The organism is Tildeniella sp. (assembly GCF_059505325.1).
In genome coordinates this window covers 122271-134773 of the sequence record NZ_JCACKI010000072.1, presented here as the reverse complement: position 1 = coordinate 134773, position 12503 = coordinate 122271, and the positions used below count along the sequence as shown (strand labels likewise).

Annotated in this window: 14 protein-coding genes and 1 pseudogene; 4 read left to right on the top strand and 11 right to left on the bottom strand. The window is 49.9% G+C overall.

The genetic code is table 11. The features are described 5' to 3' along the window. Positions 1-160: 160 nt before the first annotated feature. Positions 161-1246, bottom strand: a complete 1086-nt coding sequence (locus AC5JO6_RS25610; RefSeq protein WP_496083867.1) for a glycosyltransferase family 2 protein — start codon at positions 1244-1246, stop codon at positions 161-163. Between the two features lie 303 nt (positions 1247-1549). Here AC5JO6_RS25610 and AC5JO6_RS25605 point away from each other — a divergent pair, with 303 nt between their 5' ends. Both AC5JO6_RS25605 and AC5JO6_RS25600 read left to right on the top strand, forming a co-directional pair. After that, entirely contained in the window at positions 1550-1870 is a 321-nt protein-coding gene (locus AC5JO6_RS25605; RefSeq protein WP_496083866.1) for a hypothetical protein, read from the top strand. A 186-nt stretch (positions 1871-2056) separates the two neighbouring features. Next, positions 2057-2197, top strand: a complete 141-nt coding sequence (locus AC5JO6_RS25600) for a hypothetical protein (RefSeq protein ID WP_496083865.1) — start codon at positions 2057-2059, stop codon at positions 2195-2197. A 100-nt stretch (positions 2198-2297) separates the two neighbouring features. On the opposite strand, the gene AC5JO6_RS25595 is transcribed toward AC5JO6_RS25600, so the two are convergent. From AC5JO6_RS25595 to AC5JO6_RS25560, 8 genes are all read right to left on the bottom strand, one after another. Then, the gene (locus AC5JO6_RS25595) at positions 2298-4100 is read right to left on the bottom strand and encodes an AAA family ATPase (protein WP_496083864.1); all 1803 of its coding nucleotides are present in this window, start codon (positions 4098-4100) and stop codon (positions 2298-2300) included. Between the two features lie 204 nt (positions 4101-4304). Continuing rightward, the gene (locus tag AC5JO6_RS25590; protein ID WP_496083863.1) at positions 4305-4628 is read right to left on the bottom strand and encodes an antibiotic biosynthesis monooxygenase; all 324 of its coding nucleotides are present in this window, start codon (positions 4626-4628) and stop codon (positions 4305-4307) included. Between the two features lie 24 nt (positions 4629-4652). Then, positions 4653-5396 carry an SDR family oxidoreductase gene (locus AC5JO6_RS25585; protein ID WP_496083862.1) on the bottom strand — a complete coding sequence of 248 codons (744 nt, stop codon included), beginning with the start codon at positions 5394-5396 and terminating at the stop codon, positions 4653-4655. A gap of 459 nt (positions 5397-5855) precedes the next feature. After that, positions 5856-6854 carry an alpha/beta fold hydrolase gene (locus AC5JO6_RS25580; RefSeq protein ID WP_496083861.1) on the bottom strand — a complete coding sequence of 333 codons (999 nt, stop codon included), beginning with the start codon at positions 6852-6854 and terminating at the stop codon, positions 5856-5858. Positions 6855-6873: 19 nt separating this feature from the next. Beyond that, positions 6874-7614, bottom strand: coding sequence for a glucose 1-dehydrogenase (locus tag AC5JO6_RS25575; RefSeq protein WP_496083860.1), 741 nt, complete (start codon positions 7612-7614; stop codon positions 6874-6876). 40 nt (positions 7615-7654) lie between these two features. After that, positions 7655-8878 carry an MFS transporter gene (locus tag AC5JO6_RS25570; protein ID WP_496083859.1) on the bottom strand — a complete coding sequence of 408 codons (1224 nt, stop codon included), beginning with the start codon at positions 8876-8878 and terminating at the stop codon, positions 7655-7657. Positions 8879-8959: 81 nt separating this feature from the next. Further along, positions 8960-9472: an NmrA family NAD(P)-binding protein gene (locus AC5JO6_RS25565; RefSeq protein ID WP_496083858.1), complete on the bottom strand. Its 513-nt coding sequence runs from the start codon at positions 9470-9472 to the stop codon at positions 8960-8962. A gap of 69 nt (positions 9473-9541) precedes the next feature. Next, positions 9542-10273, bottom strand: a complete 732-nt coding sequence (locus AC5JO6_RS25560; protein WP_496083857.1) for an SDR family oxidoreductase — start codon at positions 10271-10273, stop codon at positions 9542-9544. A gap of 116 nt (positions 10274-10389) precedes the next feature. Between AC5JO6_RS25560 and AC5JO6_RS25555 the strand changes: the two genes are divergently transcribed. Then, positions 10390-10713 carry a winged helix-turn-helix transcriptional regulator gene (locus AC5JO6_RS25555; protein WP_496083856.1) on the top strand — a complete coding sequence of 108 codons (324 nt, stop codon included), beginning with the start codon at positions 10390-10392 and terminating at the stop codon, positions 10711-10713. Between the two features lie 48 nt (positions 10714-10761). Beyond that, positions 10762-10950: pseudogene (locus AC5JO6_RS25550) on the top strand (NAD(P)-dependent oxidoreductase); the annotation flags it as partial. On the opposite strand, the gene AC5JO6_RS25545 reads toward AC5JO6_RS25550, so the two are convergent. Both AC5JO6_RS25545 and AC5JO6_RS25540 read right to left on the bottom strand, forming a co-directional pair. Further along, positions 10873-11106: a hypothetical protein gene (locus AC5JO6_RS25545; protein WP_496083932.1), complete on the bottom strand. Its 234-nt coding sequence runs from the start codon at positions 11104-11106 to the stop codon at positions 10873-10875. The pseudogene AC5JO6_RS25550 and the gene AC5JO6_RS25545 sit on opposite strands and share 78 nt — an antisense overlap. 29 nt (positions 11107-11135) lie before the next feature. Beyond that, positions 11136-12500: a lactonase family protein gene (locus AC5JO6_RS25540; RefSeq protein ID WP_496083855.1), complete on the bottom strand. Its 1365-nt coding sequence runs from the start codon at positions 12498-12500 to the stop codon at positions 11136-11138. Between the last annotated feature and the right edge of the window lie 3 nt (positions 12501-12503).

The following is a 12503-nucleotide window of genomic DNA, read 5'->3' as shown; positions in this document are numbered from 1 at the left end:
CGACCTGGTTGAGGTACACGGAACCTAAACCAGCGAGACTGAGGCATCGATCGCCGATGGCTGCATCACACACGCGCTAAAAAGGTTTACTCCATAAGCATTTTCGACATCAAGCTGGTTTTTCTTGAAGCAAAGCAAACGTGTGAAGAGCGATTAAGTTTCAGGATAAAGCTTTTGACCGCATTTTGGGCAAACGGCGAAGATGATAGCGAAGGGTTCCTACTATCAAGGCAAGACCGCAGTAGAAAAAGTACAGCCAGTGCCACGGAATGACCCGAAGCGTGAACCACAAGCCGCGTTTTTGGTAAAAGAATTGGTATATGTCCCGGTTGACGATCAGTAGAAGCAGAGCCAGCCCCAGTCCAAGCGTCCAGGATGCCGACCACCACCCAGCCACTAAGCAGGCTAAAAGTGCGTAGGTTAACAGGATGCTAAAGCGAGTGGCATTTTTCAGGTTCAAATCGTTGTTAAGCTGGCGATCGCGCCAGAGCAATTCAGTCCAGGGAATGGCTCGATAAAACACCTCCGCTCTCAACAACGAACCAACTTGCCAATGCTTTAGGTGTTTCACTTGAACCGTTTTATTTAGCTGAATCAAATACCCCGCACGCTTCAGGCGATAGCCCAACTCAATATCTTCGATCGAGGGATAGCGATACCGTTCATCAAAACCACGCACCTTCCAAAAGATGTCTCGCCGAATGGCACCGCAGGCTCCCCAAAAGGTAGACGCGTCCTCGCAGGCGGTTTGATGCGTGTAGTGATGCAACAAGTTTTTGTATTGAGAAAGAAAATTAGGCGCACCGGGAGCATCGTCGTAGGAGCCAACCAGGGCGGCTAAATCAGGGCGATCGCGAAACGCCTGTACCATCTGTTCAATAGTACACACCGTCAGCGTGGTGTCTGCATCCATAAAAAACAGTAAAGTCCCGTTGGCAACCTGTGCACCTCGATTCCTTGCCCGCGCCGGTCCACCCGCTGTCGGAAATTGCAAGACCGTAAACCCAGCTTGCTCGGCTAACTGTTTGGAATCATCTGTACTGCCATCATCCACAACAATAATTTCTAAAACGTTAGGAGCAACCAAAGAAAGGCTCTGCAAGCATTGACGAAAATTTTCCCCACCATTGTAAACAGGGACAATCACCGAAACCGTTAAATCGTCAGCGATTGGGTTCGGTTGATATATCTCAGTCGAGACAGTCCAGTGATTGTATCCTGGTCGATGGGTTGGAAAAGCTTTCATTCGTACGGCTTTCTTCGTAAGTTTTTTGAAATGAATGAGACAACTGAGCTAATCGATTTTCCCTAAAATGGGAAATCGTACGTCGCAGTATCTATCGAGTGCTATAAATCTGCTTGCGATACATAAGGGCTAGAAATAAGCCTTTGAATACAAAGGACGGTATCATCTGCCCTTTGCCCATAGCAAGCAAGTAAGTCGCTGGGCGTAATTAAACTAAAGATGACTTTGGGGGTGGAGGGGTGAAACCCTCTTTCTTACAATTAATTAGGGCTGCCAACTTACTAACTGGAGGAGTCAACGAACATGAAGTTTAAGGGAACCTGGCATATCATTGAGATGGAGAATTGGGACGAAGATTACTTCAATATGGAGGTACAGGCTTATCTTGAAATTGACCAAAAGGGATTAGGTGATTTTCAATTTGGTTTAGTCACAGGACAGATTGATGGTGAAGTTGTGAAAGACGGATCAGGCGAGAAGCTTGAATTTACGTGGGAAGGTAGTGATGAAAACGATGAAGCTTTTGGTAGCGGTTGGTTGAGATTGAAAGCTGAAAATAGGTTGGAAGGAAAGATTAAATTCCACCAGGGAGATAGTTCTCTATTCTCAGCCAAACGGGTATAAAGCTGGGCTTTTCCAGTTGATTGAGAACATCACCACCAGCCTAACTTTTCTTCACAAGAATAAATCAGCCCTGCCGTAGGGGCGGGTTTCGTCGAAAACGGTTCATTCGTTTGAGAATTGCTGTCGTACCACTCTAAGCAACTGTCACTGCAAAAGCAGGTAGTCGTAGAAGGGAGTTTGAACAGTTTGAACATTGCATTGTCAAGTTTGCTGTTGTTTGATGGCAAAATCCAACCCGATGACAAAAACCTGTGGCGAGTTCCAATCTGCAACCCGATCGTCATCGGTCAAAATGCACTACTTGTCACTGCCTTTGAACCGTTCTGATCGCTATGGCTGTAGCCCTGCTTGACCGTTTGAAAGAGTGTACAAACGGTTAAGCAGGCATAAAACGGTAGCAAGCAACCTATTTCTCTAGCATCACGCCTTAAGACCGACCGCGTTCATAAGCCGCCGTGAAGTCGTCAGCCATAATCTGAATGTCGCAAGGGTTAGTTGCGCCTTGGCGGCGATGGCGACGGATGGCTTCTAAGGCAGCCTGATTGCTAAGCAGTGTCAAGTCAGCGCCATTCCAACCGTCTGTCTGGGCTGCCCAATGGGCTAAATCAACACCTGCTAACGGACGATCGTGATTGTGTACGCGTAAAATCGCCAGACGGCTTGCCTCATCAGGAAGGTCAACTTTCAACTGTAAATCCAATCGCCCAGACCGCAGTAAAGCGGGATCAAGTGCTTCCGGGCGGTTTGTGGCTCCTACCAGCAGTACGTTAGAACATTCATGCAGACCGTCGAGTTCGGTCAGTAATTGACCCACAACGCGATCGCTGACACTCGTATCACCGTGACCGCCCCGCGCTGGAACCAGCGTATCCAGTTCATCAATAAACACAACGCAAGGTGCCGCTTGTCGCGCCTTGGCGAACAGTTCTCGCACTGCCTGCTCAGAAGCACCGACCCATTTGCTCAACAGTTCAGGACCGTTGACGGCAATAAAGTTGGCACGTGCTTGAGAGGCAACGGCTTTAGCCAGCAACGTTTTGCCTGTGCCTGGAGGACCCCACAGCAGGATGCCGCGTGGAGCCTTGGCTTTGGTGTGATGGTAAAGCTCAGGATACAGCAACGCGCCTTCAACGGACTCTTGCAGGGTTTGCTTGAGGCTCTCTAAGCCGCCGATCGCGTCCCACGCAACATTGGGCGTTTCAATCTCCACTGATCGCAGCACCGCAGGCTTAACTTGCTTAGCAGCGTGGAGAAAATCTGCCTGATTCACGGTCATTGCCGTTGGAACGGGGCTGTCGAGAGAGGGCACAAACCGACGCAGGGCAGTATAGGCAGCTTTCTGGCAAAGCGCTTTGAGGTCAGCACCCACCATCCCAACCGAGCGATCGGCGATCGCGCCTAGATCCACACCGCTGAGAGGCATCGTTCGGGTCATAATTTTGAGAATTTCTAGCCGTCCTGCCCGATCGGGCACACGAAACTGGACTTCGCGATCAAATCGTCCTGGTCGGCGCAGTGCTGGATCGAGATGGTCGGGGCGATTGGTTGCCGCTAACACGATGACACCCTTCGTCTTGGCGAAACCATCCATCAAGCTCAGCAATTGAGCGACCACGCGCTTTTCGACCTCACCTTCGACGTGGGCGCGATCGGGCGCAAGGCTATCGATCTCGTCAATAAACACAATGCACGGTGCTGAGCGAGACGCTTTTTGAAACAGGCTTCGCAGACGACCTTCGGCTTCTCCATAGTACTTGCCCATGATCTCGGGACCGACGATCGCAATGTAGTTAACCTCCAGATCTTGAGCCAAAGCACGGGCAGTCAGGGTCTTGCCTGTGCCCGGCGGACCGACCAGAAGCACACCAGACGTTGGCTCCAGCCCCAGCATCGTCAGCAAGTCTGGACGTTTCAGCGGTAATTCCACCAGTTCTCGCAGTTCTCTTAACACGTCTGCTAAACCGCCAACGCCCTTCAGCGAGGGAGCAGCAGTCGGTGAGGCGCTAAAGATATTGTCTATTGCCGTGGCAGTCGCTGCGCGATCGACACGAGCAGGGCTACCGACCGCAGTATGCTCTGGGCGATCGTCCGCCTCAGCACGAGAGGCGCGTTTAACATCCGTTGAGAATGTTTCTGGCTCTGCTCTGCCTTCGATCGCTCTCACAATGTCTAGCAACCCATCCACACCCTGGTCAAACAGGTCGTTAAATTCTTTCAACAGGTCATCCATACACTTATCCACACATGGCGTGCTGGAGACTGATCGCCCAGCCAATGGTTTCATTATAGACACCCGTTTGAGAAAGCGTTTGTGCCATAGGGATAAGTACCTGTTAAAGCCTAGATGCGCCTGTGACGATCGCTACTTTCCCTGTTAAAGCTGCCATGAGTAATTGATCCTTTTTAGTGCAACTGATTAACAATCAAACGTGAATTATGTTGCTGGTTCGGTCATGACAACTTCGTAAATGTGCGAATCGAGGAGTTGAAATTGAGCCAATCTCGCCCCGATCGCTTGGTCTTGCGGACTTTGGGCAAACGTTTCGTACTCTGCCTGTGTTTTCCACTGAGCATAGTTGAACACGCGCGTGCCATCTAAGCTTTTGTGAAAACTGGCAGACACAAAACCGGACTGATGTTTGGTGGTTGTTTCGAGCGCGTCAATCATCAGGTCAATCAGTTCTTGCTGTTGCGATGGTTCCACGGCAAGGCTGAAAATGACTGTGATGACTTCGTTATGTTTGGCGATCGTCGGCATGGTTTCCTCCAAAAGTAATGGGTATTAAGCAAAGCCGCCTGTCGCGTGCAGAACATGTCCAGTGACGTAAGCCGCATCATCGCTGACTAGGAATGCAACCGCATTGGCAATATCTTCAGCCTCTGCCAGCCGTTTCAGCGGAGCCATTTGCTTGAGCTGCTCCTGCTCTTCAGCAGAAACCATACTGGTAAAGGAATCCGTAGTGGTGGGTCCAGGCATGATGGCATTGACCCGAATGCCCCGCACCCCGACTTCTTTTGCCAGCGCAAAGGTAAAGGCTTCGATCGCCGCTTTACTACCTGCAATCACCGATAGATTGGGCTGGGGTTGCACGGTGTAGGGAGTTGAAAAGGTGACAATTCGCCCATTGTCTGCCATGTGCTTCGCCGCTTCTTGGAGCGCGAAGAAGTTGCCTTTGGCGTTGAAGGTGAAGACCGAATCAAACTCTGCCTCGGTTGTCTCGGCGATCGATTTGGTCAATCTGGGTGCGCCACCGCTAATCACCAGGATGTCCAATTGACCAAAGTAGCTCAGCGTCTTCTGAAACAGGGTACGAATGTCATCTAGTTTAGAGAGATCGGTTTGCACAGAGATTGCGTCTGATCCGTTGGCTTTGATGGTGGCAACGACTTCTTCTGCTTTGGCTTGATTGCCTGCATAGGTGACAACGACTTTCGCGCCATCACGCCCCAAGCGTTCAGCCAGTGCCCGTCCAATGCCGCGCGATGAACCTGTGACGATCGCCACTTTTCCGGTTAGGTTTGCCATGAGTACGCTGTCTCCTTAAAAATGACTAAACGGTTTGTAAGTCTCTGAAGCTCAGAAATCGAAGCGTCGAGTTTAAGACCTGACGTTTCGAGCGCTGAACATCAAACTTGAAGTGTTGAACTCGAAGGCTCAAGCTTTGAAGGCGAAACTCCGGGATTGGAGTCCGAATGATCTTGTTTTGAACGCGAATGATTTTGTTTTGAACGCGAATGATCTTGTTTTGAACCTGAAACTTCGAGATTACAGTCCGACACTTCGAGCTTAGAGTCCGAAAATTCGAGCTTAGGGTCCGAAAAGTCGAGTTTAGAACCCGAAACTTTGAGCTTGAAACTTGAAAATTCGAGCTTACAATCCGCAAGGTCGAGCCTGGAATCTGGCATTTTAAGCTTGGAATTTGGGCATTGCTGATCAAACCTATGAATAAGTGAAAATCGAGATTTGATTTAGATGCATAGCAAATCACTGATCAAAGAAAGCGATTAGCTTTTGAGCCAATACATCGGGTTGTTCTTCTGCCAACCAATGTCCGCTGTTTTGAATCACATCACTTTGCACGTTTTTTGCAATCGCTTGAATGCCTTGTTGTAGACGATTGCCCATTACCCCTTTGCTGCCGATCAGCGTGAGCACGGGCATCGTGAGTTTAGTTTGAGCGAGTTCTCGATTTTGCCTACCATCAGCGAGTAACGTGCGGTAGTACTCAAATCCAGCGTGCATTTTGTCAGGCTGGGCATACGTCCGCAGGTACTCTTCAATGTCAGCTTCACTAAAAGCATTGGCAGTCGATGCGGGCTTAAACGCTCCCATTGCGGTGAGATATTCCCGCTCCTTTCCGGCTGTTAGCATCTCTGGAATGTTGGGAGTTATGTGAAAGCCAAAGTGCCAGGAGCCACCATTTGCCACGTCCATGCCTTCTTCAAGTCCAAATCCAGGTAGCCAAAACTCCGTCAAGGCTAGTTTTCGGATGCCTTCTGGGTGAGTTGCAGCATAGGCATAAGCAACCATGCCGCCAATGTCATGTCCAACTAAGTTAATCTGCTGAAAGCCTAACTGATTGACCAATTGGTAAATGGTTTGAGCGATCGCGCGTTTGTCATAACCAGTCGTTGAGGGCGAGGAATCACCCAGTCCTGGTAGATCGGGAACAATCACCGTATAGCGTTCTGCCAGAGCAGGCATGACTTTACGCCACTTGTACCAGGTTTTGGGCCAGCCATGCAGTAACACGATAGGTTCACCTTTGCCGCCTGTAACGTAGTGCAACTGCGTACCATTCACGTTAGCGGTGTGATGAGTAAAGGTTCGAGCGAACATAGCGGGATTGTAGATTGTATCTTGAGCGATCGCGGGTACATCAACTGATTTTCTAGCCAAAATTGCGTCCCCAAAGAGGATAAACAAGGCGGTTAGACTGGCGAGTAAAACAATTGGAATTAAGCCAGAAATAGATTTTTTCATTTTTGCTGTTATAAAGTTTCTAAGATTTCGCGCCACCGTTAGCACAAATATCCTGTCCGGTTAACCAGCGCGCCTCTTCACTCACCAAAAATGCCACCACGTCCGCAATGTCTTGCGGCGTTCCCACCCGATGAAAGGGAGAACTGGCGGCGGCTTGTTGCTGGACTTCCGGCGGCATATTGCCAAACATGCCAGGAATGGTAGGACCGGGCATGACGGTGTTGACGGTAATGCCGCGAGCGCCCACTTCTCTCGCCAGCACTGCCGTAAACAGCTTGATCGCTGCCTTACTCGCTGCGTAAACCGCCATCCCAGCTTCAGGGTGAATCGTTGTGGTGGAGGAAATGTTGACGATTCTGCCGCCGTCATTCATTGCTCGTGCGGCTTCCTGTAAGGCAAATAAAACGCCGCGAACGTTTAGATCAAATACCTTGTTATACTCGTCCTCTGTCACGTCAGCGATCGCGCCGATAACCCCGGTACCCGCATTGTTCACCAAAATATCGAGTTGACCAAAGTGCTGGATCGTCTCGGCAAACAAGCGGCGAATGTCCTCTACTTTGCTCAAACTTGCCTGAATTGCCACACTCTTACCGCCTGCGGCAACGATCGCCTCCACGACTTGTTTGGCTTCCTGTTCACTGCCAGAGTAATTGACCACAACAGTGGCTCCATCTTCTCCCAATCGCTCGGCAATACCGCGACCAATGCCGCGAGATGAACCTGTGACGATCGCCACTTTTCCCGTTAGATTGCCCATGTGCTATCTCCTTGAGGACTGTACAAAATAGAGCTGACATCTAAGCTGCTTTTGTGGCAATCAGCTTGCAAATGGGGCGCTGTAGAGCCATGAGAGCTAAGCCGCAGACCAGCATCAATCCTCCTGCGAGGGCGTAGGTTGTGCTTAACCCCACGACTTTACTTAACGGCTGACTGACCAACGGTGAGAGAAATTGTCCGAGGAAAAAGAACGTGGTTGAGCCTCCCAATGCTCGCCCTCTCGCAGCATCGGAGACTTCAGAGGCAATCCACAAATTCAGCGTGGGCATCAGCAAGCCTAAGCCCGCTCCCGCGATCGCCAATCCAACCAGCACTAACGCATAGCTATGCACCAGTCCAATGATGCTGTAGCCTGCGCCCATCAACCCAAACACCAGCACCAGAATACTAAAGAAGCCCAAACGCTGCTTGATTTTGCCGTAGAACAAAGACGACATGGCGCTAAATAGGGTTGCAAGGGCGATCGCCAATCCACTTTGACTCGCATTCGCGTTCGCCAATTCCTTGAGATAAAACGGCAACTGTACGGGGATCAGGTAAAAAATGATTTGAGTGAGTAGGGCAATGCCACAGATAAACACCAGGAGTTTGACTGGAAAAGCCGGACGAGAACCGGGAGTACTATCTTGGATGCCAGAATTGATCGCTGCCTTTGGCACAGCGGAAGCGGCTCGTTGCGGTTCAGAGATTGCCCAGGCAATGAGAGGTACCAACAACCAGGCAAACAAGTAAATCAAAAAGGGAAAGCGCCAGTTTTGATCCGCTAGAAAGCCTCCGAGCGACAGAAACAGCACGCCTCCCAAGCCCATAAACGCTGCTTGCAAACCGAGAAAGGTAGCGCGGGCGGCTCCACTGTAGTAGTCGGCAATCAGAGTGGTCGCCGTGACCATAATGCCTGCGACGGCAAACCCCAGGAATGCCCGACCAACCAAGATGTGAAACAACGAGTCAAACACATAGCCAGATGCGCCAGCCAACCCATACAACGCTGCCGCTGCTAAGAGAAGCGGTTTGCGCCCAAAGCGATCGACCACGACTCCGGCAAGCAGTGAACCAATGACAATAAATAGGGCTGGCAACGTGAGCACCAATCTGACCCAAAGCGCCGCATTGTTGACTTCGCTAAAGTGCTCCTGCATCGCTGGGAGGGAAGGCGCGATCGTCGCTCCTGCCATCACGGTCAGCGTACTCACGAGCAAGAGCGTTGCTTTCGTCAGACCTGAGTTGGAGTTTGGCTGGCTCATAGTGTTCTCTGATTTAAGAACTCGCAACAAATTGACCAGTCGGCACTAGCACCTACCAACACTCCCATTAAAGTTGCCATTTTATGACTCTCCTTTGCTCAGAAATTGTTTGACGGATAGGGGCTTGATGTGGGGATAGCGATCGTTTTGAAGCTGGTCGAGTTTGCCTTTACCCGATACCATTGCATACTCATACTGCTGAGGAATGTACTCGAAGGGTGAACTAGCTGACGTTTTTTTGACAGCAATCCAGGCTTGCAGTGCCGCCACACTGCCCAACGGTTTTTCGGTTAATTGGTTGCCCGTCGCTGCTTCGTAGGCAGCTTTCAATTGTTTTGCGGTCAGCACCTCACCTGCGACTTCCAGCGTCGTGACGGACAGTAGGGTTTCGGGCTGCATTAAGTCGCCTTCAACGATCGCCACGCCCCTGGCTTTCATTGCCTCAATCTTTTTACGATTTTCGGCATTGCTGTCATTGATCGATCGCACCATTCCTCTAATATCAATATTGCCTTTATCAAGCAGAGCAGCAACAATCTTAGAACCCAGCATTCCGGTAGAACCAACCACTAGAACCGTCGTTTTTGTCGTCATAATTTTCCTTGTAACGTTTACAGAGTCATAACCCTCGCCTGATGCTTTGGTTGCATCACAATTTCTGCACTAAATAATGCCACCATTGGCGCGAATGCTTTGACCCGTAATCCAATGAGCATCATCGGAGACTAGCAAAGCAATGGCATCCGCAAGATCTGAGGGCTGCCCTAGTCGTCCCAATGGAGTTTGAGCAATCATTTGATCAATTTGCGCTTGCTCCAGCACTAATCCATCGGTTTCCGTGACACCAGGAGAAAGCGTATTGACGGTAATGCCCCGTGCGCCCAATTCTTTTGCCAATGCTGCGCTGAAATGTTCGATCGCCGCCTTGCAGCCTGCATATGCGCCTCCTGCCGGAATTGCCATCGCCGTCCCGCTAGTCGAGATGCTGACAATGCGACCGTTGTCTGCGAGATGATGCGCGGCTTGCTGAAGCGTGAAATAAACGCCGCGTGTAATGTCAAACATACTGTTGTATTCGTCTTCGGTCATGTCTGCGGTGGGTTTGAAAATATTCTTTCCCGCCGCGTTGTTGACCAAAATATCAACTTTGCCAAACTGCGCGATCGCTTGTTCAAACAGCGATCGCACCTCTTCCAGTTTCCGCACATCCACCTGAATTGCCATTGCTTTTGATCCAGCAGCGGCGATCGCTTGCACCACTTCTTCTGCTTTGTCTCGATTGCCTGCATAGGTGACAACGACACTCGCCCCATCACGTCCCAACCGTTCCGCAATGCTGCGCCCGATACCGCGAGATGAACCAGTGACGATCGCCACTTTTCCTTGTAATGACATGAAATAACTCCTCAAAGTAGAGATGGAGTAGACACTTTCCAAGGTAAGCTCATACTAGCATTTTTGGAAGTACTTACTTTTTTGTCAGTGTCGATAGAGTGATTGAGGGTATGCAAATGTCAGAACAAACGGCAGGTACAGAATTCGTGCAGGCGACGCTCAACGTATTGGGTGGAAAATGGAAGCTTTTGATTTTGTGGCATTTGAAAGATGAAGTAAAACGATTTGGTGAACTGAAACGGCTGATGCCTGAAATTACGGAAAAAATGCTCATTCAGCAGTTGCGAGAACTGGAAAAAGACGCGATCGTCAATCGAAACGTGTATCCAGACGTGCCTCCTAAAGTGGAATATTCATTCACCGCTTACGGTAGAAGCCTTGAACCTGTTTTACACGTGCTTTGCAACTGGGGCGAAGCGCATCTGAACCGCGAAAATTAGCAACTATAAAACCTCTGCAAACTGCATTCCCAATTCGATTATTCTTACTTGCTTGTGCTGGGCGAAGCGGGCAGCCTGGAAGTTGCCCCCGGTATTCAATTAGTGGACACACCAGATTTTCCAGACCAGTACCGCCCAATGTCGCTGGCTCATCGAGAATCATTGGAGATTTTGCAGCAATCTGATCTCGATTGGACATTTTTTAGTCCAGCCGCAGAGTTTGAACCCGGTGAACAGACGGAAACGTGCCGTTTCTAGCGTTTGCTTTGCGGCTGCGATCGCTGAGTGAAACTGTTCGCGATCGTGCATCAGATGATTGATTTTGCCATCCTCATCCAGCCATTCTTGCTGAAACTCAATCAGGATTAAGGCACTTTGTTCCCTCGTTTGCATCTCTCCTAGCTCATTTCACAAAACATCACTTATGGAGCCACAACAACCTGATGAGCACCTCGACCGACATCAATTCTCTGCATCGTGTGTTGTAGGGCAGGCATAGAACTTCGGTTGACGCGCCAAATCTCTACTCCGCCCTCTGGTTTAGAGGTGAAATAGTCATAGACGGCAACGGCTAAATAATTCCCATTTGCATCAAACACAGCGCTCTCTGGCAAGATGCCTTCAAATGGATAATCATTGACTTTGGTTAGCTGACCCGACTGGCGATCGAGCGTCAATAGACTCAAAGAAGACTCACGAGTGAAGCGTGATGAGTTCTGTGGAAAGAGTGTCCCGCGCATATTGACAGTGACGACGAGTGAACCATCGGGACTAATGGTGATACCTTCGGGTGAAATGTCTGTTGCTGTGGTTGAGACAACCCGATGTTGAATCTGATTATTTGGAATTCTTGCGTTGGCTAAAGCAATGACAGAGATCGTTCCGCGTGTTGCTGGTAATCGCTGTTCTAATGTTTTGACTTGTTCGCCAAAGTTGCGTCCCCAGTTGCTCGTTAAGTAGAAGCGACCGTCAGGAGTGAATTGTCCGGTAAAGGGATCTTTACCGACTTTAACCGGAGTTCCCCACGGCACAAGCTGTAAGTTTCCCCGATCGCGCTGCACCTCAAAAAATGCCACCTCATCCCGGTAATTCAAATTCACGGCTAAATAGCGTCCTGAGGGATGCCATTGCACAAAACTAGCCGCCATTCCCGCCTGAAAGCGTGTCGCATCCGGTTGAATGCCCAACTGGCGCAACGAGAACTCTTTGGGCTGACCAAACTCACCATTTTTGAATGGAACCAGCACAAGTTCTCGTCCAGGTGTTTGGGTTGAGATTGCCAGCAAATCGCCTTGTGGATGAACATGCACCGTTTCTGGTTTGGGCGCGATCGCCAATGTTTTCAGCACTTTGGGCTGACTTGGAGTCGAGAGATCGATCGCAACAAGCTGTTGTCCGTCAGGCAATTCACTGCGTTGAGTCGCACCCGGCGGCGGTGTTCCCTGCGTTTCAACTACAAACGCAGTTTTGCCATCGGGTGAGAGCGACAGGGCATGAGGCGCACCTGTCACGGAGTTGGAGATAGGAATTTGAGCAATTGATGGACGATCGCGATTCATTGGTAACGGAATGATCGATAGCTGATCAATGGCTGTATTTGCAGTCGGCAATTTGCCATCGTTGTAGGTGCTGGCAAGAAAGTCTCCATCCGAAATTGCGGCAAGATAGCGACCGACAAAATTAGGGGATTGCGTGACCTGCTTTGACTCATTCGCTTTGGTGATTTGCATTGAAATTGGGATGAGGGCGATCGCGCTCAAACTGGCGATCGAAATCAGGAATTTCATAGT

What these genes read in the sequence shown, in the direction of transcription:
- AC5JO6_RS25570 (WP_496083859.1), bottom strand. Translation starts at nt 8,878, where the DNA reads ATGAGCCAGCCAAACTCCAACTCAGGTCTGACGAAAGCAACGCTCTTG.
- AC5JO6_RS25590 (WP_496083863.1), bottom strand. Translation starts at nt 4,628, where the DNA reads ATGCCGACGATCGCCAAACATAACGAAGTCATCACAGTCATTTTCAGC.
- AC5JO6_RS25605 (WP_496083866.1), top strand. Translation starts at nt 1,550, where the DNA reads ATGAAGTTTAAGGGAACCTGGCATATCATTGAGATGGAGAATTGGGAC.
- AC5JO6_RS25555 (WP_496083856.1), top strand. Translation starts at nt 10,390, where the DNA reads ATGTCAGAACAAACGGCAGGTACAGAATTCGTGCAGGCGACGCTCAAC.
- AC5JO6_RS25575 (WP_496083860.1), bottom strand. Translation starts at nt 7,614, where the DNA reads ATGGGCAATCTAACGGGAAAAGTGGCGATCGTCACAGGTTCATCTCGC.
- AC5JO6_RS25545 (WP_496083932.1), bottom strand. Translation starts at nt 11,106, where the DNA reads ATGCAAACGAGGGAACAAAGTGCCTTAATCCTGATTGAGTTTCAGCAA.
- AC5JO6_RS25595 (WP_496083864.1), bottom strand. Translation starts at nt 4,100, where the DNA reads ATGGATGACCTGTTGAAAGAATTTAACGACCTGTTTGACCAGGGTGTG.
- AC5JO6_RS25540 (WP_496083855.1), bottom strand. Translation starts at nt 12,500, where the DNA reads ATGAAATTCCTGATTTCGATCGCCAGTTTGAGCGCGATCGCCCTCATC.
- AC5JO6_RS25565 (WP_496083858.1), bottom strand. Translation starts at nt 9,472, where the DNA reads ATGACGACAAAAACGACGGTTCTAGTGGTTGGTTCTACCGGAATGCTG.
- AC5JO6_RS25610 (WP_496083867.1), bottom strand. Translation starts at nt 1,246, where the DNA reads ATGAAAGCTTTTCCAACCCATCGACCAGGATACAATCACTGGACTGTC.
- AC5JO6_RS25580 (WP_496083861.1), bottom strand. Translation starts at nt 6,854, where the DNA reads ATGAAAAAATCTATTTCTGGCTTAATTCCAATTGTTTTACTCGCCAGT.
- AC5JO6_RS25560 (WP_496083857.1), bottom strand. Translation starts at nt 10,273, where the DNA reads ATGTCATTACAAGGAAAAGTGGCGATCGTCACTGGTTCATCTCGCGGT.
- AC5JO6_RS25585 (WP_496083862.1), bottom strand. Translation starts at nt 5,396, where the DNA reads ATGGCAAACCTAACCGGAAAAGTGGCGATCGTCACAGGTTCATCGCGC.